Annotated in this window: 28 protein-coding genes; 10 read left to right on the forward strand and 18 right to left on the reverse strand. The window is 68.5% G+C overall.

Going from position 1 to position 26,323, the window contains the following annotated elements:
- Window positions 1-15: 15 nt before the first annotated feature.
- The 3 genes from IAI53_RS06715 to IAI53_RS06725 are packed head-to-tail and all read right to left on the reverse strand — an operon-like array spanning window position 16 to window position 4,288.
- A complete protein-coding gene (locus IAI53_RS06715; RefSeq protein ID WP_187717976.1) occupies window positions 16-1,113 on the reverse strand; it encodes a lipocalin-like domain-containing protein in 1,098 nt (365 codons plus the stop codon).
- Window positions 1,113-3,614, reverse strand: a complete 2,502-nt coding sequence (locus IAI53_RS06720) for an FtsX-like permease family protein (RefSeq protein WP_187717347.1) — start codon at window positions 3,612-3,614, stop codon at window positions 1,113-1,115. The genes IAI53_RS06715 and IAI53_RS06720 overlap by 1 nt, the downstream gene beginning before the upstream one ends.
- Window positions 3,611-4,288, reverse strand: coding sequence for an ABC transporter ATP-binding protein (locus IAI53_RS06725; RefSeq protein WP_187717348.1), 678 nt, complete (start codon window positions 4,286-4,288; stop codon window positions 3,611-3,613). The genes IAI53_RS06720 and IAI53_RS06725 overlap by 4 nt, the downstream gene beginning before the upstream one ends.
- Window positions 4,289-4,387: 99 nt before the next feature.
- Here IAI53_RS06725 and hpnC point away from each other — a divergent pair, with 99 nt between their 5' ends.
- The 4 genes from hpnC to IAI53_RS06740 are packed head-to-tail and all read left to right on the forward strand — an operon-like array spanning window position 4,388 to window position 8,833.
- Window positions 4,388-5,221 carry a squalene synthase HpnC gene (gene hpnC / locus IAI53_RS06730; protein WP_187717349.1) on the forward strand — a complete coding sequence of 278 codons (834 nt, stop codon included), beginning with the start codon at window positions 4,388-4,390 and terminating at the stop codon, window positions 5,219-5,221.
- Entirely contained in the window at window positions 5,218-6,051 is an 834-nt protein-coding gene (gene hpnD, locus IAI53_RS18595) for a presqualene diphosphate synthase HpnD (RefSeq protein ID WP_225433150.1), read from the forward strand. Before hpnC ends, hpnD begins: the two co-directional genes overlap by 4 nt.
- Window positions 6,052-6,059: 8 nt before the next feature.
- On the forward strand, window positions 6,060-7,370 hold the full coding sequence (gene hpnE, locus IAI53_RS06735; protein ID WP_225433151.1) for a hydroxysqualene dehydroxylase HpnE: 1,311 nt from the start codon (window positions 6,060-6,062) through the stop codon (window positions 7,368-7,370).
- Between the two features lie 50 nt (window positions 7,371-7,420).
- Complete coding sequence (locus IAI53_RS06740; protein ID WP_187717350.1) at window positions 7,421-8,833, forward strand: GGDEF domain-containing protein; 1,413 nt, start codon at window positions 7,421-7,423, stop codon at window positions 8,831-8,833.
- Between the two features lie 10 nt (window positions 8,834-8,843).
- Here IAI53_RS06740 and IAI53_RS06745 read toward each other — a convergent pair whose 3' ends face one another.
- Window positions 8,844-9,341, reverse strand: coding sequence for an HAD domain-containing protein (locus IAI53_RS06745; RefSeq protein WP_187717351.1), 498 nt, complete (start codon window positions 9,339-9,341; stop codon window positions 8,844-8,846).
- A gap of 193 nt (window positions 9,342-9,534) precedes the next feature.
- Between IAI53_RS06745 and fabI the strand changes: the two genes are divergently transcribed.
- A complete protein-coding gene (fabI, locus tag IAI53_RS06750) occupies window positions 9,535-10,314 on the forward strand; it encodes an enoyl-ACP reductase FabI (protein WP_187717352.1) in 780 nt (259 codons plus the stop codon).
- Between the two features lie 26 nt (window positions 10,315-10,340).
- Window positions 10,341-10,937: a hypothetical protein gene (locus tag IAI53_RS06755; protein ID WP_187717353.1), complete on the forward strand. Its 597-nt coding sequence runs from the start codon at window positions 10,341-10,343 to the stop codon at window positions 10,935-10,937.
- A 94-nt stretch (window positions 10,938-11,031) separates the two neighbouring features.
- Here IAI53_RS06755 and IAI53_RS06760 read toward each other — a convergent pair whose 3' ends face one another.
- The 4 genes from IAI53_RS06760 to IAI53_RS06775 all read right to left on the reverse strand — a co-directional run bounded on the left by IAI53_RS06760 (window position 11,032) and on the right by IAI53_RS06775 (window position 14,299).
- Window positions 11,032-11,361, reverse strand: coding sequence for a DUF3301 domain-containing protein (locus IAI53_RS06760; protein ID WP_187717354.1), 330 nt, complete (start codon window positions 11,359-11,361; stop codon window positions 11,032-11,034).
- A 61-nt stretch (window positions 11,362-11,422) separates the two neighbouring features.
- Complete coding sequence (locus tag IAI53_RS06765; RefSeq protein WP_187717355.1) at window positions 11,423-13,006, reverse strand: inorganic phosphate transporter; 1,584 nt, start codon at window positions 13,004-13,006, stop codon at window positions 11,423-11,425.
- Between the two features lie 88 nt (window positions 13,007-13,094).
- Complete coding sequence (locus tag IAI53_RS06770; protein ID WP_187717356.1) at window positions 13,095-13,457, reverse strand: nucleotide pyrophosphohydrolase; 363 nt, start codon at window positions 13,455-13,457, stop codon at window positions 13,095-13,097.
- A complete protein-coding gene (locus IAI53_RS06775; protein WP_187717357.1) occupies window positions 13,454-14,299 on the reverse strand; it encodes a 23S rRNA (adenine(2030)-N(6))-methyltransferase RlmJ in 846 nt (281 codons plus the stop codon). The genes IAI53_RS06770 and IAI53_RS06775 overlap by 4 nt, the downstream gene beginning before the upstream one ends.
- A 186-nt stretch (window positions 14,300-14,485) precedes the next feature.
- Here IAI53_RS06775 and IAI53_RS06780 point away from each other — a divergent pair, with 186 nt between their 5' ends.
- The 4 genes from IAI53_RS06780 to IAI53_RS06795 all read left to right on the forward strand — a co-directional run bounded on the left by IAI53_RS06780 (window position 14,486) and on the right by IAI53_RS06795 (window position 17,098).
- The gene (locus tag IAI53_RS06780) at window positions 14,486-15,025 is read left to right on the forward strand and encodes a gamma carbonic anhydrase family protein (RefSeq protein ID WP_187717358.1); all 540 of its coding nucleotides are present in this window, start codon (window positions 14,486-14,488) and stop codon (window positions 15,023-15,025) included.
- A 95-nt stretch (window positions 15,026-15,120) separates the two neighbouring features.
- On the forward strand, window positions 15,121-15,825 hold the full coding sequence (locus IAI53_RS06785; RefSeq protein ID WP_187717359.1) for an SIMPL domain-containing protein: 705 nt from the start codon (window positions 15,121-15,123) through the stop codon (window positions 15,823-15,825).
- A 182-nt stretch (window positions 15,826-16,007) separates the two neighbouring features.
- Window positions 16,008-16,550, forward strand: a complete 543-nt coding sequence (locus IAI53_RS06790) for a C40 family peptidase (RefSeq protein ID WP_187717360.1) — start codon at window positions 16,008-16,010, stop codon at window positions 16,548-16,550.
- Window positions 16,551-16,663: 113 nt separating this feature from the next.
- Entirely contained in the window at window positions 16,664-17,098 is a 435-nt protein-coding gene (locus tag IAI53_RS06795; protein WP_187717361.1) for a CBS domain-containing protein, read from the forward strand.
- Window positions 17,099-17,155: 57 nt separating this feature from the next.
- Here the strand turns inward: IAI53_RS06795 and ftsB are convergent, their stop codons facing one another.
- The 10 genes from ftsB to IAI53_RS06845 form a co-directional block, all read right to left on the reverse strand.
- A complete protein-coding gene (gene ftsB / locus IAI53_RS06800; protein ID WP_187717362.1) occupies window positions 17,156-17,476 on the reverse strand; it encodes a cell division protein FtsB in 321 nt (106 codons plus the stop codon).
- A 121-nt stretch (window positions 17,477-17,597) separates the two neighbouring features.
- On the reverse strand, window positions 17,598-18,887 hold the full coding sequence (gene eno, locus IAI53_RS06805; protein ID WP_187717363.1) for a phosphopyruvate hydratase: 1,290 nt from the start codon (window positions 18,885-18,887) through the stop codon (window positions 17,598-17,600).
- Window positions 18,888-18,920: 33 nt separating this feature from the next.
- Window positions 18,921-19,238 carry a DUF1330 domain-containing protein gene (locus IAI53_RS06810; protein WP_187717364.1) on the reverse strand — a complete coding sequence of 106 codons (318 nt, stop codon included), beginning with the start codon at window positions 19,236-19,238 and terminating at the stop codon, window positions 18,921-18,923.
- Window positions 19,235-20,074, reverse strand: a complete 840-nt coding sequence (gene kdsA, locus IAI53_RS06815) for a 3-deoxy-8-phosphooctulonate synthase (RefSeq protein ID WP_187717365.1) — start codon at window positions 20,072-20,074, stop codon at window positions 19,235-19,237. Before kdsA ends, IAI53_RS06810 begins: the two co-directional genes overlap by 4 nt.
- 11 nt (window positions 20,075-20,085) lie before the next feature.
- Window positions 20,086-21,717, reverse strand: coding sequence for a CTP synthase (pyrG, locus tag IAI53_RS06820; protein ID WP_187717366.1), 1,632 nt, complete (start codon window positions 21,715-21,717; stop codon window positions 20,086-20,088).
- Window positions 21,718-21,879: 162 nt separating this feature from the next.
- A complete protein-coding gene (rluB, locus tag IAI53_RS06825) occupies window positions 21,880-22,866 on the reverse strand; it encodes a 23S rRNA pseudouridine(2605) synthase RluB (RefSeq protein WP_187717367.1) in 987 nt (328 codons plus the stop codon).
- A gap of 128 nt (window positions 22,867-22,994) precedes the next feature.
- A complete protein-coding gene (gene scpB, locus IAI53_RS06830; protein WP_187717368.1) occupies window positions 22,995-23,597 on the reverse strand; it encodes an SMC-Scp complex subunit ScpB in 603 nt (200 codons plus the stop codon).
- Window positions 23,575-24,408 (reverse strand): segregation and condensation protein A, encoded by an 834-nt coding sequence (locus IAI53_RS06835; RefSeq protein ID WP_187717369.1) that lies wholly within the window; start codon window positions 24,406-24,408, stop codon window positions 23,575-23,577. The genes scpB and IAI53_RS06835 overlap by 23 nt, the downstream gene beginning before the upstream one ends.
- A gap of 23 nt (window positions 24,409-24,431) precedes the next feature.
- Window positions 24,432-25,634: a tryptophan--tRNA ligase gene (locus tag IAI53_RS06840; RefSeq protein WP_187717370.1), complete on the reverse strand. Its 1,203-nt coding sequence runs from the start codon at window positions 25,632-25,634 to the stop codon at window positions 24,432-24,434.
- Between the two features lie 3 nt (window positions 25,635-25,637).
- The gene (locus tag IAI53_RS06845; protein ID WP_187717371.1) at window positions 25,638-26,303 is read right to left on the reverse strand and encodes a site-2 protease family protein; all 666 of its coding nucleotides are present in this window, start codon (window positions 26,301-26,303) and stop codon (window positions 25,638-25,640) included.
- Window positions 26,304-26,323: the final 20 nt, after the last annotated feature.

The following is a 26,323-nucleotide window of genomic DNA, read 5'->3' on the forward strand; positions in this document are numbered from 1 at the left end:
CAAGCGGCCGCAACACTACATGCGCAGCCGTTCGGCGTAGCCGGTCATCTCCAGGTAGCCACGGCCGATCTCGCGGCCGTCCTCCAGCAGGCGCACCGCACCTTCCCAGTACACCGCGCCGGTCGAACGCCGGCTGTCGAGCTCCTGGTCGTCCATCAAGGGCACCACCTTCAGGGTGCGCGGCTCGCCGCCCTCGGGCGCCGCGATGTCTAGTGTCCATTCGACCGGATAATCCGCACCGGTGCGCGGCGAACGCCAGCGCCGGCCGGCTGCGAAGCGCACATCCTCCGCTCCGAAGCTGTGCAGTGCGCCGTCCGCCCCGCGCAGGCTGCCGCCGGCCCACAATGGCTGCCCGGCCTCGTCGCGCATGCGGAAGGCCATCAGGGCACCGCCCTCATGCAGGTTGATGCCGATCCAGTCCCAGCCGCGCGCGCCGGGCGGCATCAACTCGCTGGACCACTCGTGGTCCAGCCAGGCCCGCCCGCGCACCCGATGCGTGGCCTCGCGCACGCGCAGATGCCCCTCCACCGCCAGTTGCGGGCGGCTGTAGTAGTAGCTGGCGTGCTTGGGATCTGCGGCCTTGCGGCTGTAACCGCCCTCGCCGTTGATCATCGGCGGCGCCTGCGGTGCGAACCGCAGGTCGAAGGCAAAGTCCTCCGCCCTCACCTGGGTGCGGTAGCCCCCCTGCTCCAGCATCAGCGACCAGTCGCCGGTCCAGGCATGCGTGCGCCCGGTCTCGAAGCCGGCCAGCGGCGCCAGCACGCGCGCGGCGCGTTCGTCGTGCAGCAGGCGGCCCTCCTGCGGATCGGCCACCGCGGCATGTGCAAGCACCAGCTGACGGGGGGCGAAGCGGCTCGGGTTGTCCTCGCCCACGCCGGTACGCACCCGGAAGAAGGTCACCTGAAAGCCGCGCTCGGCGCCCTCCTCGTCCTCCAGCCAGCCGGTGACGTACCACCACTCGGTGCGGAATGCGGGGTGTGCCCCGGTATCCTCGGGGAAGGCCAGAGCGACGCCGGGCACGACCGGCGGATACGCGACCTCCGCCGTCCACGCGAGAGCGCCCTGCAGCATCAGCAGTGCGGCGAAAAGACTGCGCAGGCAGGCGGCCAGCATCACCAGTCCTCCCGCACCGCCAGCACCGCGGACTGGCGCATCGCCCGTGCACCGGCCAGGCGGGCGGCGAGCGCGGCCAGCGCCACCAGCGTGGCGGCGAACAGCGCCAGCCCGCCCCATGGCAGGCTCATGTCCATGCTCCAGTGGAAACTCTGGCGGTTGACCACCTCGACCAGCACCCAGGCCACCGCAGCGCCGGCTAGCAGGCCCAGGGCCACCCCCAGCGCGGCCGCCAGCGCGCCCTCGATCGCCAGCAGCCGACCGATCTCCGCGCGGGTGAGGCCGAGGTGGCGCAGCATGCCGAACTCCCGCCGCCGCGCGGTCGCCAGCGCGGCGAAGCTGGTGGCCACGCCGAACAGGCCGATCAGCACCGCCACGCCTTCCATCAGGTAGGTCACCAGGAAGCTGCGATCGAAGATCTCCAGGCTGCGCGCGCGGATTTCGCCGGGCGTGGCGACCCGCAGGGTGCGCTCGCCCAGGGTCGCGTACAAGGCCGCTGTCACGGCAGCGGGGTCCGCATCCGACTGCAGGCGGATCGCCAGGTCGTTGGTCCGCTGGTCGCCGGTCAGCGCACGGTAACGCTCGATGTCTATCGCCACCGCACCATGCTGGCGGACGTAGTCGCGCCACACGCCGGCGATGCGGAAGCGCCGCAGCTCGCCGGCCAGCGGCAGCGCCAACTCGTCGCCGGTGCGCAGGCCGTAGAGATCGACGATGGCCTCCGAGACCCATGCCGGCGGCAACGCATCGGACGCCAGATCGACGATCCGTCCTTCGACCAGCGGCAGGTCGCCCGCTGCCCGGATCTCGCGCGCCAGCAGGGTCGCCGGCGGCCGGTCGTCGGCCAGGCGCAGCTGATCGCTGCGCACCGGCGCCACCGCCGCCACCCCGGGCAGGGCCGCCACCATCGCCACCTCGTCGGGGCCCAGGTAGCCGCTGGCCGAGGATGACGAGGCCTGCAGGTAGAGGTCCGCGGGCAGCACGCGCGCCAGCCAGTCATCGACCGAGCCGCGGAAGGAGCTGACCATGATGGCCATGGCCGCGGCCAGCGCCACGCTGGCCACCACGCCGGCGCCGGCCACCACGGTCTGGCCCGGCGCCGCGCCCAGACGCGCATGCGCCAGGCGCCACAGCACCGAACGGCCTCGCGCCGGCAGGCGGGCAAGCCCCGCCGTGATGCCGGGCAGCGCCAGCACCGCTGCAGCCAGCAGGCTGGCCACCGCCGCGTAGCCCGCCAGCGGCACGCCATCGGCCGGCGGCAGCAGGCTCAGCCCGGCGGCAGCCAGCAGGCAGACAGCGGCCATGGCCCAGCGCGGACGGGTGTCCAGCGCCCCGGCATCGGCCGCGCGCAAGGCGCGGGCCGGCACCAGCGCAGCCGCCTCGCGCGCCGGCAGCCAGCTGCCCGCCAGGCCCGCAGCCGCGCCCGACAGGGCGTAAGCGGCGGTCAGCCAGGGGTGGAAACGCAGCGCGGGTTGCAGTCCCTCGAAGTAGCCCGCCCCCAGGTCGCCTCCTGCAAGGTACAAGGCGAAGGCAGCCAGCCCGTAGCCCAGGGCCACGCCGCACAGACCGCCCACCAGCCCCAGCGCGGCGCCTTCCGCCAGCAGGGCACGGCGCAGCTCGCCGCGGGTCAGGCCCAGCGCGCGCAGGAAGGCAAACTCCTGCCGGCGGCGCACCACCGACAGCAACTGAGTGGAAAAGACCAGGAAGCCACCGGTCAGCAGCGCGATCGCCGCCAGCATGCCGAGATTGACCCGGTAGGCGCGCGACAGCCCGGCCACCTGTGCCTCTGCGGCCTCCGGCGCCAGCACGCTCACCCCGGCCGGCAGCAAGGCGGCCAGCGCGCGGCGTGCCTCGTCCCGCCCGGCGCCGGGCGCCAGACGCAGGTCGATACGGCTGAGCCGGCCGATGCGGCCGAAGAGCTCCTGCGCGGCGGCGATGTCCATCACCGCCAGGCGCTGGCCGGCCCCGGCGCCCGGCACCCGTCCGACCACGGTCAGCGCGTGCTCGCCAACCCCGCTCTGTACGATCAGCGGCCCGCCCTCGGGCAGTGCCAGCGCGGCTGCCGCCGCGGTGCTGAGGAAGATCCGCCCGGGTCGCAGGGCCGCGAGCTGCTCCGCACCATCGTCGGCCACCGGCAGCAAGGCCGGCTGCACGCCGGCCAGGCGGAACACGTCCACGCCCAGCACGCGCAGCGTGTCCTCGCGACCCGGCAGGCTCGCCTGCACCTCCAGCACCGGGCTGGCCTCGGCAATCTCCGGCCGCGCGGCGATACGCGCGTACAGCGCGTCGTCGAAGCCCTCGCGCGGTCCGAGCACCTGCAGGTCGGCCTCCCCCGTCAGCACGCGCAGCCCGCGGCCGAACTCGTCCAGCGCCGCGTCGTGGATCAGATGCACCGCCAGCCCGAGCGCCACGCCGAGGGCGATGGCCAGCAGCGACAGCGCGGTGCCCAGCGGCCGGCGCCGCAGGCTGGCGAGGAAGACCCGGCGCAGCACCGCGCTCATCGCGCCACGGGCTCCGGCGCCAGCCCCGCCGAGGTGAGCCGCAGCACCCGGTCGGCGCGCGCCGCGGCCGCCGCGGAATGGGTGACCAGCACCCCGGCGGCACCGGCCTCGCGCACCGCGTCCAGCAGGAGCGCCAGCACCGCCGTGGCATGCGCCGGATCGAGGTTGCCGGTCGGCTCGTCGGCCAGGACCACCGCCGGGCGATGCACCAGCGCGCGGGCAATCGCCACGCGCTGCAGCTCACCGCCCGACAGCGTGCGCGGCCAGCCGGTGGCACGCGCGGCCAGCCCCACCCGGGCCAGCATGTCGCGCGCCCGCGCCTCGGCCTCGCCATCGGCCACGCCCTGCAGCCACAGCGGCAGGGCGACGTTCTGCACCACGGTGAGATGGGGCAGGATGTGGAAGGCCTGGAACACGAAGCCGTAGCGGCTGCGGCGCAGGCGGGCGAAGGCGTCGTCGTCCAGCCCGGCAAGCTCCTGCCCTTGCAGGCGGATGCTGCCGCCATCGACCGGCTCCAGCCCGGCGATGCAGTTGAGCAGCGTGGATTTGCCCACGCCGGATTCGCCGACGATGGCCACGCACTCGCCGGCGGCGATGTCGAGCCGCACCCCCTCGAACAGCGCCGCCGGCGCGCGAGGGTCGAAGCGTTTCGCAAGATCACGGATTTCAAGCATGCGGAATGGACCGGGAAGGACGGCGGGAAGTGCCCGACAGGCGGTTTCGCTTATACTCCGGGCGGCCCTGCGGGCCAAGCCTGCCGGACCCCTCGCCCCATGCCCGTCGATCACTACGAGAACTTCCCCGTCGCCTCCGTCCTGCTGCCGGCCCGCCTGCGCGAACCGGTGGAGGCGATCTACGCCTTTGCGCGCGGCGCCGACGACGTGGCCGACGAAGGCGAGGCGCCGCCCGCCGAACGCCTGGCGCAACTGGACGACTACCGCGCCGGCCTGGACGCCATCGAGCGCAATGAGCCGCCCCCCGCCGGACCGCTGGCGCCGATGTTCGAGCGCCTGGCGCGCAACATCCGCGCGCACGGCTTGCCGCCGCAGCTGTTCCGCGACCTGCTCGACGCCTTCAGCCAGGACGTGGTGAAGACCCGCTACGCCGACTTCACCGAGCTCACCGACTACTGCCGGCGCTCGGCCAACCCGGTCGGCCGCCTGCTGCTGCATCTCTATGACGCCACCGACGACGACAATCCCGCCTGTTCGGACAGGATCTGCACCAGCCTGCAACTGATCAACTTCTGGCAGGATGTCGCGCTGGACCGCGAAAAGCGGCGCATCTACCTGCCGGCCGAGGAGATGGCGCGCTTCGGCGTCGGCGAGGACCACATCGAACACGGCCGGGTGGACGCCGCCTGGTGCGCGCTGATGGATTTCCAGGTGCAACGTGCGCGCGCGATGATGCGCGCCGGCGCCCCGCTCGCCCGCCGCCTGCCGGGGCGCATCGGCTGGGAGCTGCGCCTGATGGTGCTGGGCGGGCTGCGCATCCTGGAGCGAATCGAGGCGGTCGGCTACGACGTCTTCAGGCACCGACCGACCCTGGGCAAGACAGACTGGCCGCTGCTCGCGTGGCGCGCCCTGAACTACGACAAGAACACATGAATCCGCACGCCTACTGCCAGGACAAGGCCGCCAAGAGCGGCTCCAGCTTCTACTACAGCTTCCTCTTCCTGCCGGCCGAGCGCCGCCAGGCGATCACCGCGCTGTACGCCTTCTGCCGCGAGGTGGACGACGTGGTCGACGAATGCCACGACCTGTCGCTGGCGCAGACCAAGCTCGAGTGGTGGCGACAGGAAGTGGCGCGCATCTACGACGGCCAGCCCACCCATCCGGTCGGCCTTGCCCTGCAGGACGTGCTCAAGGGCTTCGACCTGCCGCGCGAGCAGTTGCTGGAGATCATCGACGGCATGGCGATGGACCTGCAGCAAACCCGCTACCTCGACTTCAAGGGCCTGCAGCTCTACTGCTACCGCGTGGCCAGCGTGGTCGGCCTGCTGGCCGCGGAGATCTTCGGCTACAGCGACCGCGCCACGCTCAAGTACGCGCACGACCTGGGCATGGCCTTCCAGCTCACCAACATCATCCGCGACGTCGGCGAAGACGCCCGCCGCGGACGCATCTACCTGCCGATCGAAGACCTGCAGCGCTTCAATGTGCCGGCCGCCGAGATCCTCGAAGCGCGCTACAGCGACAACTTCCGCGCGCTGATGGAGTTTCAGGCCGAGCGCGCGCGCCAGTTCTATACCCAGGCCTTCGCCCATCTGCCCGCCATCGACCGCAAGTCCCAGCGCCCGGGGCTGGTGATGGCGGCGATCTACCGCACCCTGCTGGAAGAAATCGCCCGCGACGGCTTCCACGTGCTCGACCGCCGCACCTCGCTCACCCCGATCCGCAAGCTGTGGATCGCCTGGCGCACCTGGATCAAGGCCTGAGACGGCGCATGGTCCCGCATCAGGTCGCGATCATCGGCGCCGGCTATGCCGGGCTGGCCTGCGCAGTGGAGCTTGCCCGCCGCGGCGTGCAGGTCACCGTGTTCGAGCGCTCGCACACCTTGGGCGGGCGCGCCCGCGTGGTGGCCAAGGACGGCCACCGGGTGGACAACGGCCAGCACATCCTGCTCGGCGCCTACACCGAGCTCACCCGCCTGCTGCGCACCACCGGCGTGTCGCCCAAGACGCTCGCGCACCTGCCGCTGCTGCTGCACGTACCCGGCGCCCTTCACCTGCAGGCGGCGCGCCTGCCGGCCCCTTTCCACCTGCTGGTTGGCCTGTTGCGTGCGCGCGGCCTGGGCTGGACCGACAAGCTGGCGATGATGCGACTGATGCGCACGCTCAAGAAGCGCGCCTGGCGGGTCGACGCCACGCACACCGTGGCCGATCTGCTGCGGCTCAACCGCCAGACCGAGCAGCTGATCCGCCTGGTCTGGGAGCCCCTGTGCGTGGCCGCGCTCAACACCCCGGTGGCCGAAGCCTCCGCGCAGGTGTTCGCCAACGTGCTGCGCGACAGCCTGGCGGCGGACGCCACCGCCAGTGAGCTGCTGATCCCGCGGGTGGACCTGTCCGAACTCTTCCCGGTGCCGGCCGCACGCTTCCTGGCGGTGCGCCGAGGAAAGCTGCGCACCGGCACTGCGGTGGAAGGCATCCGCCGTGAACAGGGGCGCTTCTTCCTCGACGGCGATCCGGGCCGTGCCGGCTACCAGCAGGTGGTCATCGCCACCGCCCCGCATCACGCCGGCGCCCTGCTCGCCTCGGTGGGAGACTGCGAACGCCTGGCCGCGCAAATCGACGCCCTGCCCACCGAACCCATCGTCAGCGTCTACCTGGCCCTGGGCGACGGCGTGCGCCTGCCCCATCCGATGATCGGGCTGGCCAACGGTCCCGCCCAATGGGCCTTCGACCGCGGCCAGCTGGGCGGGCGTGCCGGGCTGCTGGTCTGCGTGATCAGCGCCCACGGCGCGCACGAGGCTCTGTCGCGCGAGGAGCTGATCCTGGCGGTGCACAAGCAGCTCGAGGACGAACTCGGGCGCCGCCTGCCGGCACCCGAATGGAGCCAGGCGATCACCGAGAAACGCGCCACCTTCGCCTGCCGCCCCGGCCTGCTGCGCCCCGGCTGCCGCACGCCGGTGCCCGGCCTGTGGCTGGCCGGCGACTACATCGAATCCGACTACCCGGCGACCCTGGAATCCGCCGCACGCTCCGGCGTTGCCGCCGCGGAGCAGGTGCTGCGCCTCGCGGCCCTGCCGAAAGGCTGACACCGAGTGGGTTCTGGCGCACAATCGTGCAGCCCCTCACGAACGCATCGATGAAGCTCACCGATTCCGCTCAGGCCGCCGCCGACTCTGCGCATCTCCAGCCCATCCCTCCACCTGTGGACCGGGGTGCCCTGCGCCTGACCCGCAGCTATGAAGCGCTGCTGCGCGTGCTGTTCGGGCTCACGCCACTCGTCGGGATCGTCTACCTGCAGCTGTTCCAGAGCCCGACGCTCACCTTCGAGCATCATCTCGCACATGAACTGGCGATTGCCGCGGCTACCGGCGTGTCGGCCTTCGTCTGCTGGGTCACTTGGCGCTGCTACCTGAGCTCCGGCGAACCCTTCCTGCGCTGGCTCACCCTCGGCTTTCTCGGCTTCACCCTGATCTACGCGCCGCACGGCCTGCTCACCCGCCTGGCCGACCACAACCTGTCGCTGTTCCTCAACTTCGGCCCGAGCTCGCGCCTGGTCATGGTGGCCTGCCTGCTCTACGGCCTGCTGCAGTACGGCAAGCCCGCCGAACGCCCGGCGGAGATCCAGGCAAGCGGCTTCTGGCGACGCTGGATAGCAGTCTTTGTGCTGATCGACCTGCTGGTGATCGCCACGGCCATGCTGCCCGCTTCGGCAGGCCAGTGGATCAGGCTGCCGCAAGAAGCCGCGGCGCTGGCGCTGGCGCTGGCCGCCATCGCGCTGATGCTGTGGCGGCGCATCGACTCGCCGCTGATGACCATCTACACCATCGCGCTGGCCTTCTTCGCCCAGTCCTCGCTGGCCTTCTTCCTCGCCCGGCCCTGGAACCACCAGTGGTGGATGGCGCACACGGTGTTCGCCGCCGGCTTCTTCGTACTCAGCTTCGGGGTGACCCGGGCCTTCCATACGACTCGCGCGTTCTCGTTGGTCTATGGCCAGGAGGAGATGATCCGCCGACTCGAGGAAGCCAATGCGCAGTTGCGCCGGCTCGCCGCCACCGACTCGCTGACCGGCGCCAGCAACCGCCGTCACTTCATGGAGCGCCTGGCCATTGAATGGGAGCGGGCGCGACGCGAGGGTATTCCGCTGTCGCTGCTGGCGATCGATCTCGACCATTTCAAGGATGTGAACGACGAGCACGGCCACCAGGCCGGCGACGAGGTGCTGCGACGTTTCGTCGCCGAAGCGCGGACCGTGCTGCGACCGGCCGACCTGCTGGGCCGCACCGGCGGCGAGGAATTCGCTGTTCTGCTGCCCGACAGCGACGCCGAACGGGCCACGGCGGTGGCCGAGCGCCTGCGCGCACGGATGGCCGACACGGTACAGAAGGTCAGGACGGAGAAACCGCTGCGGGTGACCGCGAGCATCGGCGTGGCCAGCTTCGGCCCGGATGGCGAGAGCGGCGACAAGGTCTTCCGTGCCGCCGACAAGCGCCTCTACAAGGCCAAGAACCAGGGACGCAACCGGGTAGTCGGGCCCGACGGCCCGGCCTGAGTCAGGTGGTTCAGGCCCAGCGCAGCGCGGGCTTGGGCGGCTCGATGGCCGGCGTACCGGAACGGAAGGCGGTCAACATGCGGCGCAGCGCCCCGGCGTCCTCTTCGTTGAAGCCGCGCTTGAAGTCGGTAAGGATCAACCGCGAGCGCGTGAGCCAGTTGCCTGGCGCATCGTCCAGCGCACACCAGGCCGCGGTGGCGATGTCGGCCTCGTGCTGGCCCAGCCACAGCATCGCCTCGCGCTCGCGCAGGCCGTGCAGTTCCGCGCCCTTCTTGGGGATCACGTGCGGCGTGGCGCCGACCACGCGGGGGCGGATGTCCTCCGCGAAGCGCGCGACCAGCTTGGACATGGAGAACAGCATGCGCCAATCGGAAGCGATGACGATGCGCGCCTCTTCGAAGTCGCGCACCACCGCCTCGATGGCCGGCAGACAGCGGAAGTCCTCCACCTCGCCCCAGGGGTGGGTGACGCCGTCAAAATCCATGAAGATGTAAGCGTGCTTGCTCATTGCCTGTGTGCTCGCTCCCGGAAAGACCTGACCGGAAGTACGGGTTCATCGATGCTGCAATGCAGAATATACTGTTATCACTCGCGGCGAAAGCCTTTCGCAATGCGCCGGAATGACGCGCTTTTTCTGCACTGTAATATCACCATGGTCCAATAGTGCAGCGCACACAGAACAATCCATACAGGAGCCGTCCATGAACCCGATCATCAATCTCGAAGGCAAGGTGGGCCTGATCACCGGCATCGCCAACGAAAAGTCCATCTCCACCGGCGTCGCCGAAGCCTGCGTGCAGGCCGGCGCCAAACTGGTCATCACCTACCAGAACGACAAGACCCGCGCCTTCATCGAGCCGATCATCAACCGCCTCGGCGTCGAGGACGTCTACCTGATGGACGTCACCCGCCCGGAGACCATGCAGGAGGTGTTCGCGCAGATCGACGCCCGCCACGGCAAGCTGGACTTCGCCATCCACAGCATGGCCTTCGCCAAGCGCGACGACCTGCACGGCCGCGTGGTAGACACCTCGGCCGACGGTTTCGCGCTGGCCATGGACGTGTCCACCCACTCCTTCGTGCGTCTGGCCAAGTACGCCGAACCGCTGCTGGTCAAGGCCGGCGGCGGCTCGCTGGTGACCATGACCTACCTGGGTTCCGAAAAGGTCATCCCCAACTACGGCGTCATGGGCCTGTGCAAGGCCGCGCTGGAAGCGGCCACCCGCTACCTGGCCGCCGAACTGGGCGAGAAGGCCATCCGCGTGAATGCGGTTTCGCCCGGCCCGCTGATGACCCGTGCGGCCTCCGGCATCGCCGGCTTCGACGGCCTGATGGCCGCCGCGGTGGACCGTTCGCCGATGCACAGCCTGGTCACGCCCGAGGACATCGGTGCGCTGACCGCCTTCCTGGTGTCCGACGCCGGCCGGCTGATCAGCGGCGGCGTGCACTTCGTGGACGCCGGCTACAACATCATGGGCTGACCGGCCCAAGCACGGAGCAAGCGCCGATGATCGATCTCGCCGAAGCACGCGCACGGCTGGGCCGCGAGTCCGTGGTCCTGCCCGACCCGGTGCCCGAGCACCCGCTGCTCGCCGGCAAGCGGGAGATCGGTCGCGGCGAGTACTCCATCGTGCTGGACAAGGGCGACGGCGAGCGGGTCTACAAGGTGATCAGCTCGCCGGCCGACTACTTCCTGTACACCGCGGAAGACCGCCCGCGCGGCAAGCATTTCCCGGTGATCCACGCCGATCACGGCATCATCGGGCGGGCCAGTTCCGGCTACCCCTTCCACCTGATCGAGATGGAGCGCCTCTACCCGCTGCAGCAGGACACCCCGGCGGCGGACCTCGCTTCACGGCTGATCGAGTTCTACTGGTCGGCCTGCCAGCAGTGGAGCCGGCTGGGCATGGACATGGGGCGGATCGCCCTCTACCACATGACGGTCAATCCGCTGGACGTCTCCGACAGCCTGCAGCAGGCGATCAAGGCCCTGTCGGACTTCGTCGAGGAATACCAGGTGCTGCCGGACATCCTCAACGCCAACAACCTGATGATGCGCAAGGACGGCACCCTGGTCTTCTCGGACCCGGTCTTCATCGCCTGAGCCCGAACACACCTCCCCGCGCCACCGTAGGAGCGGCCTTGGCCGCGATGCGGACTACGGAAAGATGGCGGCCGTGTCGCGGCCAAGGCCGCACCTACAATGCGGGACGCCCTGCACGGTGGTGTGCGCCCACGTCCAGCATTACCACCTCGCGCCCCTGCAGCATCAGCGAGCCGCGGTAGCGGTCGTCGCCGCTGCCGGAATACTCGAACTCGTACACCCGCAGCAGCGCGATGCGCCCATTGTCGTCGCGCGCCAAGCGCAGCGAGCGGCACACCACGGTCTCGTCGAGCAGCTGCACCGCCTCGCGCCGGCAGGCGGCGCGTGCGCCGGCCATGCCGGCCTCACGGGCCTGCAGGCTGTCGAACCAGAACCAGGCGAGTGCGACGAGCAGCAGGAGGAAGAAGAGCTCGAACCCGGACATGAGTCGGATGAGGGATGCTGGCGCGCCGGCCGCGGCATGGCGCCGCACCCGGCAGCAAGGCTCAGCCCACCATCATGCCCCGGATCATGAAGAACAGCATGGCCGCGATCAGGGCCGAGGCCGGCACGGTGATGATCCACGCCGCGGCGATGCGCATCAGGTGCGAACGCTTGACCAGCTCGCGCTTGTACACCTTGCGCAGGCCCTTGCGCTCGCCCTTGGACAGATGCAGCGGGTCCTCATGCAGCTTGGCCTTGCGCTTGAGCTCGCGCAGCATCTCGCCCTTGCGCTCCACCGAGGCCTTGGCAAACTCGGCCAGGTAGGCGTCCAGCACCTCCTGGTTGTCTTCCGGGTGGTGGGCCTTGATCTCCGCCACCATGCGGTCGTAGTTGCGCTTGAGGTATTCGCGCAGGAAGCCCACGCCGAATACCCCGCCCACCGCGATGTGGGTGGAGCTCACCGGCAGGCCGAGCTGGCTGGCGACGATCACCGTCAGCGTGGCCGCCATGGCGATGCAGTAAGCGCGCATCTGGTCGAGCTCGGTGATCTCGGAACCCACCGTACGGATCAGCTTCGGCCCGTAGAGCGCCAGGCCGAGCGCGATGCCCACCGCGCCGACCATCATCACCCACACCGGAATCGCCGCGGCGCCGCCGATCTGCGCACCTTCGTGGGTGACGATGTCGACGATGGCCGCCAGCGGACCGACCGCATTGGCCACGTCGTTGGAACCGTGGGCGAAACTCAGCAGACCGGCCGCGAAGATCAGCGGCACCGTCAGCAGGCTGTTCACGCTCTGCTTGGAGTTGCTGATCTGGCGCGAACGGCGGTCGATGATCGGCTTGACGATCAGGAACACCAGCACCGCGAACACCAGGCCGATCAGCACCGCGCCGACGAAGCTCGTCTTCCACAGCTTGCTGACGCCCTTGAGCAGGATGTAGGCACCGAAGGCCCAGGCCATGAAGGCCACCAGCAGCGGCACCATCTTGCGCGCCGCGGCCACCATGTCGGCCTTGTAGGTGATGCTGCGCTTGATCAGGTACAGGAAGCCCGCGGCGATCAGCCCCCCCATCAGCGGCGAGATCACCCAGCTGGCGGCGATGGAACTCATCACCTTCCAGTTCACCACGTCGAAGCCGCTGGCCGCGATGCCCGCGCCGAGCACCGCACCGACGATGGAATGGGTGGTGGACACCGGCGCGCCGACCGCGGTGGCGATGTTCAGCCACAAGGCGCCCGCCAGCAGCGCCGCCAGCATCAGCCAGACGAAGGTGTCGCTGTCGGGGATGCGGCTGGGGTCGATGATGCCGCTGCGGATAGTGCCGACCACCTCGCCACCGGCAATCAATGCGCCGGCCGCTTCGAAGACGGCGGCGATCAGCAGCGCCCCGCCCATGGTCAGCGCCTTGGAGCCGACCGCCGGGCCAACGTTGTTGGCCACGTCGTTGGCGCCGATGTTCATCGCCATGTAGCCGCCGATCATCGCCGCGATGACCAGCACCAGACTGGTCTGCTCGCCGCCGCGCATCGCGGCGTAGAGCATGACGCCGACCAGGAAGATCAGGCCGAGGCCCAGCCTGAAGAGTTCGGAACGACCCCGCTCGGTTGCTCGCTCGATCTCGTTGATGTGTTGGAGTTCCACGCGCTGAAGCCCGCTTTTCGCAAAAGCGCGTATTGTTTCAGAAATGCGGTGTTAACCCAAACGTAACAGCAACTTCCGCGGGCACCGCCTATTGCTTGAGGCGGTCGTACTTGTCCGCCCTGCCGCGTGCCGCCTCGGCCGGATAGCGTTGCTCGTTGATCGCCAGCTTGCGCTGCGCCGCCTGCGCAAGATCGACGTCGAGGACATCTGCAAGACGCACCAGGTAAAGCAGCACATCGGCCAGCTCCAGCGCAACCGCCTCGCGCGTCTCCTCGGGCAGCGCCGCGGACTGTTCGGGCGACAGCCACTGGAAGTGCTCGATCACCTCCCCCGCCTCGCCGGCCAGGGCCATGGCCAGGTTCTTCGGGGTATGGAACGGCTCCCACTCCCGCGCGGCGGCGAAATCGCGCAGCGCGCCGCGCAGTGCCTCCAGACTGTCCGGTTTGCTCATTCGATGTGATGCTCCAGATCGAAGCCCGCGCCATCGTCCTCCGCCAGGCGGGCGACCAGCCAGGGCATCACCGCCTCCAGGCGCTCGGGCAGCACCCAGGGCGGATTGACCACGAACATGCCGCTGCCGAACATGCCGAAGCCGTCGCGCGGTGGCGTGCGCACCATCAGGCGCACGTCCAGCCAGCTCTCGGCGCCCAGTGCGGCGAGCCGCTCGGGCAGCTGTCGCGCCTCGGGGCGGGCCAGCATCGGATACCACACCGCAAAGCAGCCGGTGGGAAACCGGCGCAGCGCATCGGCCAGGGTATCGACGGTGCGGCGGTAGTCGTCCTTGACCTCGTAGGGCGGATCGATCAGCACCAGCGCCCGGCGGCTCGGCGGCGGCAGCAGCGAGCGCAGCGCGGAGAAGCCATCGGCCTTGCGCACCGCAACGCGTTCCTGCTCACCGGCGAATGTCTTCTGCAGCAGTTCGACGTCGGCCGGATGCAGCTCGAACAGGCGCATGCGGTCCTGGGCGCGCAGGCGGGTCATCGCCAGCGCCGGCGATCCGGGGTAGAAGGTCAGCCCGCCGTGCGGGTTGAACTGCCGCACCGCCTCCACGTAAGGCCGGAGCGCCTCGGGCAGGTCCTCGCGCTGCCACAGGCGCCCGATGCCCGCGGCGTGCTCGGCGGTCTTGGCCGCATGCTCGCTGTCCAGTGCGTAGCAGCCGGCACCGGCATGGGTGTCGATGTACCACCAGGGTTTGTCCTTGCGGTTGAGGTAGTCGAGCAGTTCGACGAGCAGGAAATGCTTGAGAACGTCGGCGTGGTTGCCGGCGTGGAAGGCGTGGCGGTAGCTGAGCATCTGGGTATTGCGGCGGCTGCGATGGAGCGATCCTACCACCTGCCCCCGCAGGCCAACGGAAGTGCTTGATGCATAGGCGCCTTTTGACGCTACGGCAGGTTTTCACGCGGCGCAGCAATTGCTATGATTGCGCCCCTTTCAGCCGGCGACCCGCTGGCCGCACCCGAGAACAGAGAGACACAGACAATGGCAATCTATGCACTGGGCGACAAGGTTCCGCAGTTCGGCGAGGGCTGCTGGATCGCCGACAATGCCACGGTGATCGGCCAGGTGAATGCGGGGCGTAACGTCAACATCTGGTACAACGTGGTGATCCGCGGCGACAACGACCCGATCACCATCGGCGACGACACCAACATCCAGGACGGCTCCATCCTCCACAACGACGACGGCGTGCCGCTGGTCATCGGCTCGGAGGTGACCATCGGCCACATGGTGATGCTGCACGGCTGCACCGTGGGCGACGGCAGCCTGATCGGCATCAACGCGGTGGTGCTCAACCATGCGGTGATCGGCAAGAACTGCATCATCGGCGCCAATGCGCTGATCCCCGAAGGCAAGGTGATCCCCGACCGCTCGCTGGTGGTCGGCTCGCCCGGGCGCATCATCCGCGAGCTCACCGACGAGGACATCGCAGGCCTCAGGGCCAACGCCGCCCACTACGTGGACAACGCCCGGCTGTATGCCGCCGAACTGCGCCATATCGATCCGTTCAACGGCCGCTGAGCCGCGCGTTCACACCTCTTTACAAGCACAGGGGCCATTTCCGGGCAGGCATGCGGTATAACTTGCCGCTTCTTCCCTGTCCGGAAAAGGCCACCATGCTACCGACCTCCCGCTACCTGACGGCGCTGTTCCTTGCCGGCGCACTGATCGCCGGCCACGCCAGCGCGGAAGAAGCCGTCGCCACGCGCAGCACCACCATCGACCTGAACGCCGAGGCGCTGCGCGCCGCACCGAACGACCTCGCGGTCGCCACCGCCTACATCGAGATCACCGACATCAGCCCCGCCGCAGTCGCACGCGACGTGAACAAGGTGATCGCCGCCGCGCTCGACACCGCCGGGCGCTACGACCAGGTCAAGACGCAGTCCGGCAATACGCAGACCTGGCCGGTGTACGGCAAGAACGGCCGCCAGATCGAAGGCTGGCGGATGCGTTCCGAACTGCGCCTGGAAAGTCGCGACGTCGCCGCCATGTCCGAGCTGCTGGGCAAGCTGCAGGCCACCATGGCGGTGTCGCAGATCGGCATGGAGCCGGCCCCCGAGACCCGCCGCAAGGCGCTCGACGAAGCCACCGTGGACGCCATCCGCGCCTTCGAGCAGCGCGCGAAGCTCGTCTCTGCCACCCTCGGCAAGTCCTACCGCATCCGCCACCTGGGCATCGGTGAATCGGGCTTCCGTCCGCAGCCCATGCCGCGCATGCGCGCAGCGGTGATGTCCGCCGAGGCCGCTCCCGCGCCGCTGGAAGCGGGCGAAAGCGAGGTCGGGGTGAGCGTCAGCGGCACGATCGAACTGCTCGACTGAGGGCAGCCACTACGCTGCCTGCGGCATGGTTTCAAGCTTGGCCGTATCGCGGCCCAGGCCGCTCCTACGAGGGATGCCGTGCCCAGGCGCAAGGATCGCCTCCGCGGCATCGCGGCAACCGCGGATACGGCGAACCCGCCCCGGACTGGACGCGAGGCGCAAGGCTGGATAAGGTTCGGCCCATGCGCTTCGCCCATGCCCTCTCCGCCCGAACGCTCCTGGCCCTGCTCGCACCGCTCCTGCTGGCGGCATGCGGCACCACGCCGACGCCGCCGCCTGCAGTCAGCGCGCCGGCTCCCGCAACAACCGCCACGACCCGCTACTTTTCCCTCGACGACCCCATGCAGAGCCGCGAGGTGGTGCTCTATGCGCTCGGGCTGCTCGACATCGGCTACCGCTTCGGCGGTCGCAACCCGGAGGCAGGCCTGGACTGCAGCGGCATGGTGAGCTACGTCGTCGAACAGGTCTCCGGCCGGCGCCTGCCGCACAATGCCGCGCAGATCGCCGCCCGCACACGACCGATCGAGGTAGACGAACTGCAGCCCGGCGACCTGGTGTTCTTCAACACCCTCAACCGCCGCCACTCCCACATGGGCGTGTACATGGGCGACGGGCGCTTCATCCACGCCCCCTCCAGCCGCGGCCGCATCCGTATCGAACGGCTCGACAACCCCTACTTCGCAAAGCGCATCGACGGCGCCCGCAGCCTGCTGGCCAGCAACTGATCCGTGCCGGAAGTTGCACGACTGCGGGACAACCCTGCTTGCATGCATCGATTCCGGCGCCTAGTCTGAACGGGCCTGAAGACCAGTACGCACCTGCCTGGAGGAATCCGCACATGCCGACACGCAAGATCAGCGAGGTAGTACGCAACCAGCGCATCCTGACCACCACCGGAACCATCACGGTACGCGAGGCCTGCCGCCAGATGGCGGAGAATCGCGTCGGATCGGTGATGATCGTCGACCGGGATGGACGCCTGGCCGGCATCTTCACCGAGCGCGATGCACTCACCCGGGTGCTGGCGACGGGGCTGGACCCGGACACCACCCGGCTGGACAGCGTTATGACCGCCGATCCCTCCACCATTTCCGTCACCCTACCCCTGGGCCATGCCCTGCACCTGATGTACGACGGTGGCTTCCGCCACGTGCCGGTCGTGCAGGACGGCAAGCCGGTGGGCATGGTCTCGGCGCGGGACGCGCTCGGGCCCGAGATGGTCGCCTTCGAGGAAGAACTCGAACAGCGCGAGGTCATCACCGAGCTGCTGTAGACGGACAAGGCGGGTGCGTTCACCGCACCCGCCCTGCAAGCCAGCCAAGGGAAAGAACTACTGCCCCGGGGCTTCGCTGCCGGTCGGCTCTTCTGCCGGCTTGTCGGCGCGCCTGGGCACATGCACGTAGATCTCGCCCGGCCGGGTCAGGCCCAGTTCATAGCGCGCACGCTCTTCCACCGCCTCGTTGCCGGACTTGAGATCCTGCACTTCGGCTGCGAGCGCGGCGTTGCGCTGCTCGAGCTGATGGTTGGTGGCACGCTGCGCCTGCAGCTGCCCGTCCACCTCCCATACCCGCAGCCACCCCCCCTTGCCCAGCCAGAGCGGGTATTGCAGCGCCAGCACCAGCAGCGCGAGGATGATTACCGGCCAACGCATGTTGCGTGTTCGAGTCCCAATGCACGGAAGGCCGGCGGACTGATCCGCCGGCCTTCCATCAATCTACGCTGCGGCCGGCCATCGAGAAAGCTCAAGCCGCCGCAGCCTCACCGTCTCCGGCTCAGCGCGCCCGCAGGTTGAAGAACGCGCGACGGCCCGGGTAGCTGGCGGTATCGCCGAGATCTTCCTCGATGCGCAGCAGCTGGTTGTACTTGGAGATGCGATCCGAGCGCGACAGCGAACCGGTCTTGATCTGCATGGCGTTCAGGCCCACCGCGATGTCGGCGATGGTGGCGTCGTCGGTCTCGCCCGAGCGGTGGGAGATCACCGAGGTGTAGCCGGCGCGCTTGGCCATCTCGACCGCGGCGAAGGTCTCGGACAGGGTGCCGATCTGGTTGATCTTGATGAGGATGGAGTTGGCGATGCCCTGCTCGATGCCCTGCTCCAGGATCCTGGTGTTGGTGACGAAGAGATCGTCGCCCACCAGCTGCACCTTCTTGCCCAGCTTGTCGGTCAGGGTCTTCCAGCCGGCCCAGTCGCCTTCGGCCATGCCGTCCTCGATGGAGACGATGGGGAACTTGTCGGCCAGGGTCGCCAGGTAGTCGGCAAAGCCCTCGGCGGTCAGGCTCAGGCCTTCACCCACCAGCTCGTACTTGCCGTTCTTGTAGAACTCGCTGGAGGCGCAATCGAGCGCCAGCAGCACGTCACGGCCCGGCTCGTAGCCGGCGGCGGCGATGGCGTCCTGGATCATGTTCAGCGCCTCTTCGGTGCCGGACACGTTGGGCGCGAAGCCGCCCTCGTCACCCACGGTGGTGGGGTAGCCCTTCTTGTCGGTGAGCTTCTTCAGGTGGTGGAAGATCTCCGCGCCGCAACGCAGGGCTTCGCGGAAGCTGGTCATGGACACCGGCATGATCATGCATTCCTGGATGTCCAGGCTGTTGTTGGCGTGTGCGCCGCCGTTGATGACGTTCATCATCGGCACCGGCATGGTCATCGGGCCGGAGCCGCCGAAGTAGCGGTACAGCGGCAGGCCGGCTTCCTCGGAAGCGGCCTTGGCCACCGCCATCGACACCGCCAGCATGGCGTTGGCGCCCAGGCGGGACTTGTTCTCGGTGCCGTCCAGCTCGATCAGGGTACGGTCGATGAAGGCCTGCTCTTCGGCGTCCAGGCCGATGATGGCTTCCGAAATCTCGGTGTTCACGTTCTCGACCGCGCGCAGCACGCCCTTGCCCAGGTAGCGGCCGGCGTCGCCGTCGCGCAGCTCAATGGCCTCGCGCGAGCCGGTGGAGGCGCCGGACGGCACCGCGGCACGGCCCATCACGCCGGATTCCAGCAGCACGTCGGCTTCGACGGTGGGATTGCCGCGGGAATCCAGAATCTCGCGGGCGATCACATCAACGATTGCACTCATGGTTCTTCCTGTATCGATCGAAAACGGGGTGAATCAAACGCTGGTCGCGGGCGCTTCTTCCAGCCCTTCGCCCAGCAGCATGTCGAAGTCGGCAATCCCGGCACGCGCTTCGCGCGCGGCCCGGTATTCCGGCGAATCATAGAAACGACGGGCGGCGTCCATGGACGGAAAGGCCACGATCACCAGGCGCTGCGGCGCCCATTCGCCTTCCAGCGTCTCGGTGGCGCCGCCGCGCACCAGGTAGCGCCCGCCGAAGCGCGCCACGGCGATCTCCGCCAGTTCGCGGTAGCGCGTGATGCGCTCGGCGTCGTGCACACGGGCATCGACCACCAGGTAGGCCGGCTTGCTCATGGCTGCAGTTCGGTAAACCCGCTGGCTTTCACCAGCCGGTCGATGTCGCGCAGCACGCCGAGCAGCGCCTTCATCTTCGGCAGCGGCCAGGCGTTGGGGCCGTCGGACAGAGCCTTGGCGGGGTCAGGGTGGGTTTCCATGAAGAGGCCCGCCACGCCCGCGGCCACCGCGGCGCGCGCCAGCACCGGCACGAATTCGCGTTGCCCGCCCGAGGCGGTGCCCTGCCCGCCCGGCAGCTGCACCGAGTGGGTGGCGTCGAACACCACCGGGCAACCGGTGTCGCGCATGATCGCCAGCGAGCGCATGTCGGACACCAGGTTGTTGTAGCCGAAGGAGGCGCCGCGCTCGCACACCATGATGGTGTCCGCCCCGCCGTTGGCTTCCTTCGCCTTGTCGACCACGTTCTTCATGTCGCCCGGGGCGAGGAACTGGCCCTTCTTGATGTTCACCGGCTTGCCGGAAGCGGCCACCGCGTGGATGAAATCGGTCTGCCTGCACAGGAAGGCAGGCGTCTGCAGCACATCCACCACCGCGGCCACCTCGGGGATCTCTTCCACGGTATGCACGTCGGTAAGCACCGGCAGGCCGAGCTGGGCCTTCACCGCCGCGAGCATCTTCAGCCCGGCGTCGATGCCGTGGCCGCGAAAGCTCCTGCCGGAGCTGCGGTTGGCCTTGTCGTAGGAGGCCTTGAAGATGTACGGGATGCCCAGCTCGCCGCAGATCTCCTTCATCTGACCGGCGATGTCCAGGCACATCTGCTCGGACTCGGCCACGCAGGGCCCGGCAATCAGGAACAGCGGCCGGTCCAGGCCGGCCTCGAAACCGCACAGCTTCATCGTCAGACTCCTCAGCCCGCCTTGCGCGCCAGCGCCGCCTTCACGTAGGCGGTGAACAGCGGGTGGCCCTTGCGCGGGTTGGAGGTGAATTCCGGATGGAACTGGCAGCCGACGAACCACGGGTGCACGTCGGTGGGCAGTTCCACCATCTCGCACAGGTCGGTGACCGGCGCACGGCCGGAGACCACCAGACCCTTCTCTTCGAGTTGCGCGAGCAGGGTGTTGTTCACTTCGTAGCGGTGGCGGTGGCGCTCGATGATGTCGGCCGCGCCGTAGACCTCGCGCGCCAGCGAGCCTTCCTTGAGATGGCAGGTCTGGCCGCCCAGGCGCATGGTGCCGCCCAGGTCGGAATCCTCGCTGCGCTTCTCGATCTTGCCGCTGCGGTCCTTCCATTCGGTGATCAGGCCGATCACCGGGAAGGGGCTGGCCTTCTCGAACTCGGTCGAATGCGCGCCTTCCATGCCGGCGACGTCACGGGCGAACTCCACCACGGCGAGCTGCATCCCCAGGCAGATGCCCAGGTAGGGCACCTTGTTCTCGCGCGCAAAACGGATCGCGGCGATCTTGCCCTCGGTACCGCGCTTGCCGAAGCCGCCGGGCACCAGGATGGCGTCCATCTTCTCGAGCACCGCGCAGCCTTCCTGCTCGATGTCCTCGGAGTCGATGTAGTGGATGTTCACCTTGGAGCGGGTGTGCATGCCGGCGTGGTTGAGCGCCTCGATCAGCGACTTGTAGGACTCGGTGAGATCGACGTACTTGCCGACGAAGGCGATGTCCACCTCGCGCTGCGGATTCTCCAGCGCGAAGATCAGTTTCTCCCACACGGTGAGGTCGGCCGCGCGCGCCAGGATGCCCAGCTTGTGGCAGACGATCTCGTCGAGCATCTGGTCGTGCAGTGCCGCCGGGATCTTGTAGATGGAGTCCGCGTCCAGGCACTCGATGACCGCTTCCGGCATGACGTTGCAGAACAGCGCGATCTTGCGGCGCTCGTCGGCGGGGATGGAGCGGTCGGCACGACACAGCAGGATGTCGGGCTGGATGCCGATCTCGCGCAGTTCCTTGACCGAGTGCTGGGTCGGCTTGGTCTTCAGCTCGCCCGCGGTCGGAATGTAGGGCAGCAGCGTGAGGTGGATGAAGCAGGTGGCGTTGCGGCCTTCCTCGATGCCCATCTGGCGGATGGCTTCAAGGAAGGGCAGCGATTCGATGTCGCCCACGGTGCCGCCGACTTCGACGATGGCCACGTCGGCGCCTTCCGCGCCACGCTTGATGAAGTGCTTGATCTCGTCGGTGATGTGCGGGATCACCTGCACGGTCTTGCCGAGGTACTCGCCGCGGCGCTCCTTCTTCAGCACCGACTCGTAGATCTGGCCGGTGGTGAAGTTGTTGCGCTTGCTCATCTTGGCGCTGGTGAAGCGCTCGTAATGGCCGAGATCGAGGTCGGTCTCCGCACCGTCTTCGGTGACGAACACCTCGCCGTGCTGGAACGGGCTCATGGTGCCCGGATCGACGTTGATGTAGGGATCCAGCTTGAGGTGCGTGACCTTGATGCCGCGGGATTCCAGGATGGCCCCCAAAGAGGCCGCTGCGATGCCCTTGCCCAGGGAGGACACGACACCGCCGGTAACGAAGACGTATTTGGTCATGGGAATGCAACTGCGGGAAAGCGCGATGATAACCGATCTGCCCCTGCCGCCGGAAGCGGGCGACACCCTGTTACCGGTTGCGCGACAAGGTCCATTCGCGGCCAAGGCCGCTCCTACCAGCATGTAGGAGCGGCCTTGGCCGCGATCACGCAGTTCCCTGGATCAAGCCCGCGGGGTGGTGCGATGCACCCGCACTTCGCGCTTGCGCTCGCCGGGCTTGACCACCGGCGGCGGCAGGCCGGCGAGCTTGCAGGCGTCGGCGTCGGACATCTCCATCCACATGCCGCGCTTCAGGCGCGAGGGCAGCTCCACCGTGCCGTAGCGCACCCGGATCAGCCGACTCACGGTGAGCCCGACCGCCTCGAACATGCGCCGCACCTCGCGGTTTCGGCCTTCGGATATGGTCACCCGGTACCAGTGGTTCACCCCTTCCCCGCCAGCGTCGGAGAGGCTGTTGAAATGCGCTTCGCCGTCCTCCAGCTGAATGCCCGCCTTGAGCGATTCGATCTGCTCGTCCTCCAGCGAACCGAGCAGGCGCACCGCGTACTCGCGCTCCAGCTCGTAGCGCGGGTGCATCAGCTTGTTGGCCAGGTCGCCGTCGTTGGTGAACAGCAACAGGCCGGAGGTGTTGAAGTCCAGCCGCCCGACCGCGATCCAGCGCCCCCGGCGCAGGATGGGCAGGCGCTCGAACACCGTCGGGCGGCCGTCCGGATCCTCGCGCGAGACGATCTCGCCTTCCGGCTTGTGGTAGATCAGCACCCGCGGTGTGCGCTGGGCGTAGCGCAGCGGCACCAGCTTGCCGTTGACCTTGACCCGGTCGCCCGGACCGATCTTCTGCCCCGGCAGCGCCGGCGTGCCATTCACCTCGATGCGCCCGGCCTCGACCATGGCCTCGATCTCGCGCCGCGAACCGACGCCGGCCGCGGCCAGCACCTTCTGCAGGCGCTCGGGCTCGACCTGCGCTTCGGCCGGTTTGCCGCGTCCGGCCGGCGCACGGCCGCGCGGCGGACGCGCAGCTTCCGTGCGGGCGACCGGCTCCTCGCCCTCCTCGGCTGCCCGGGGGCGGCGCACGGGCGCCGCGGCTTCATTGCGCGTTTTCTTCTGGGTGGACGGCCGCAGCGGGCTGCGATTCTTGCGGGGTGTGGACAAGGGGGTACTTCCTGAAAGATTGGATTGCCCGCCTGCCCGGTCGGGCGGCGGTCGATGAGCGGATTATAGCGGTCGTACCTCGCCTCGACCCGGGGGACGCGCACGCCGTGGCACTTGCCCGGCATCGCTCAGGATTCGCCGTCTTCCGCCGGAGCGGCCTCCACGGCATCCACCAGGCCCGGCAGCTCCACCAGTTCCATGATGCGCTCGATCTCGGTGAGCGCCGGCAGTTCGGTGAGGCTGCGCAGCCCGAGATCGTCAAGGAAACGCCGGGTGGTGGCGAACAAGGCCGGGCGGCCGGGGGTGTCGCGGTGGCCGACTTCGTCGATCCAGCCGCGCGACTCCAGCGTTTTCAGCACGTTGGGCGACACCGCGACACCGCGGATCTCCTCGATATCCCCACGGGTCACCGGCTGGCGGTAGGCGATGATCGCCAGGGTTTCCAGCACCGCACGCGAGTACTTGGGCGGCTTCTCGTCCTTGAGCCGGTCGAGGAAGACCTGGTACTCGGGGCGGGTCTGGAAGCGCCAGCCGCCGGCGGTCTGCACCAGCTCGATGCCGCGCCCGTCCCAGTCGGCGCGCAGCTCGTCGAGCAGGCGGCGGACGAAATCGGCACCGGGGTCGTCCTCGAACAGCCGGCGCAGGGTGGTCACCGGCAGAGGCGCGGCGGCGGCCAGCAGCGCGGTCTCGATGACGCGCTTGAACTCTTCAGGCGTGCTCGGTGCTTGCATCGGCGAGCTTCACATAGATCGGGGCAAAGGCGTCGTTCTGGGTGACCTGCACCAGCTTCTCCTTGACCAGCTCCAGCATGGCGAGAAAGCTCACCACCAGCCCGGCCGGACCCAGCTTGGGATCGAACAGGCTGTCGAAGACGACAAAGGCGCCATCCGACAGCTTGCGCAGGATCTCGGTCATGTGCTCGCGCACCGAAAGCTCCTCGCGCTGGATGCGGTGATGCTGGTTGAGCCGCGCCTTCTTCATGATCTTCAGCCAGGCATGCTGCAGGTCGTGCAGGGTCACGTCGGGCAGGCGCTCGACCACCTTCTCGGCAACGAACACGCTCACCCATTCGAAGTCGCGGGCCACCCGCGGCATGGCGTCCAGGCGCGCCGCGGCCTGCTTCATCTGCTCGTATTCCAGCAGGCGGCGGACCAGTTCGGCGCGCGGATCGCCCTCCTCGCCTTCGGCCTCGCGCGGCGGGCGCGGCAGCAGCATGCGCGACTTGATCTCCAGCAGCATGGCGGCCATCAGCAGGTAGTCGGCGGCGAGTTCGAGGTTGGAGGCGCGCATCGCCTCGACGTACTCCAGGTACTGCACCGTGAGCGGCGCCATGGGGATGTCGAGGATGTCGATGTTGGACTTGCGGATCAGGTAGAGCAGCAGATCCAGCGGGCCTTCGAAGGCCTCCAGAAAGACTTCCAGCGCATGCGGCGGGATGTAGAGATCCTTGGGCAACTCCAGCATCGGCTCGCCGTACAGACGAGCCACAGCCGCCGCCTCGCGGGCGGTTTCGGCCGGCGCGAGGTCCAGCGGCATGTTCATCCTGCTTGCAGCCCCGGAGCGGCTCAGCCGTAGGACAGGCCCATGGATTCGCGCACGTCGCGCATGGTTTCCTGCGCCAGCTTGCGTGCGCGCTCGCAACCGTCGGCGATGATGTTGCGCACCAGGGTGGGGTCCTCGACGTAGGGGCGGGCGCGCTCGCGCATCTCGCCCTGTTCCTTGAGCACCGCCTCGATCACCGGTTGCTTGCACTCGATACAGCCGATGCCGGCACTGCGGCAGCCCTGCTGTACCCATTCGCGGGTGCCGTCGTCCGAGTAGATGACGTGGAACTGCCACACCGGGCACTTCTCCGGATCGCCCGGATCGGTGCGCCGCACCCGTGCCGGGTCGGTCTGCATGGTGCGGATCTTCTTGGTGACCGATTCGTCGTCCTCACGCAGGAAGATGGTGTTGCCGTAGCTCTTGGACATCTTCTGGCCGTCCAGGCCGGGCATGCGCGAGGCCTCGGTGAGCAGGGATTCCGGCTCGACCAGGATCATCTTGCCGCCGCCTTCCAGATAGCCATAGAGCCGTTCGCGGTCGCCCAGGCTGAGGTTCTGCGCTTCCTCTAGCATGGCGTGGGCCTGCTCGACCGCCGCGTCGTCGCCTTCCTGCTGGAAGCGGGTACGCAGCTCCTCGTACAGACGGGCACGCTTGGAACCGAGCTTCTTGACCGCCTCGCGCGCCTTGTCCTCGAAGCCGGGCTCACGGCCGTAGAGGTGGTTGAAACGCCGGGCGATCTCGCGGGTGAACTCGATGTGCGGGATCTGGTCCTCGCCCACCGGCACCTTGTCGGCGCGGTAGATCAGGATGTCGGCCGACTGCAGCAGCGGATAGCCGAGGAAGCCGTAGGTGGACAAATCCTTTTCCGACAGCTTTTCCTGCTGGTCCTTGTAGGTGGGCACGCGCTCCAGCCAGCCCAGCGGGCACATCATGGACAGCAGCAGGTGCAGTTCGGCGTGTTCGGGCACGCGCGACTGGATGAACAGCGTGGCCTGGGCCGGATCGACCCCGGCGGCGAGCCAGTCGATGAGCATGTCCCAGATGCTCTCCTCGATGACCTGCGGGCTGTCGTAGGCGGTGGTCAGCGCATGCCAGTCGGCGACGAAGAACAGGCAGGGGTATTCCTCCTGCAGCTTCACCCAGTTTTTCAGCACGCCATGGTAGTGGCCCAGATGCAGGCGGCCGGTCGGCCGCATGCCGGAGAGAACGCGTTCTGCGTACATGTCTTACCCGTAAAACCCGAAGATCGTTGCGAGGACAAAGCGGAACACCGCGATCAGCGGCCACAGGATGGCCCCCAGCACGCCGGTGAACAGCAGGATGAGAAGAATCGGAAAACCGTAGGGTTCCAGCCGCGCGAACTGCCAGGCCATGCGCCCGGGCAGCAGGCTGACCGCGATGCGCCCGCCGTCCAGCGGCGGAATCGGCAGCAGGTTGAGGAACATCAGCACCGCGTTGATCGTCATGCCGGCCTCGGCCATCAGCTCCAGCGGCAGGGTGTAGGCGGTCTGCGGCGTGGCGGTGGCGAACTTGAACACGATGGCCCAGCCGATGGCCATGACCAGGTTCATGAACGGCCCGGCTGCGGCGACCCACAGCATGTCGGCCTTGGGCTTGCGCAGGCGGCCGAAATCCACCGGCACCGGCTTGGCCCAGCCGAAGAGGATGCCACCACCGCCGAACAGGGTGCTGAGTGCGAGGATACCGATCGGCACCAGCACGGTGCCCACCGGGTCGATGTGCTTGAAGGGATTGAGGGTGATCCGCCCCGCCAGATGCGCCGTCGGGTCGCCGAAGTGGCGCGCCACATAGCCGTGCGCCGCCTCGTGCAAGGTGATGGCCAGCAGCACCGGCAATGCCCAGATGGCAAGCGTGGGGATCAGCGATTCCATGGATGTTCGGCTCGGAAAGC

Source organism: Thauera sedimentorum, assembly GCF_014489115.1.
Classification (GTDB): domain Bacteria; phylum Pseudomonadota; class Gammaproteobacteria; order Burkholderiales; family Rhodocyclaceae; genus Pseudothauera; species Pseudothauera sedimentorum.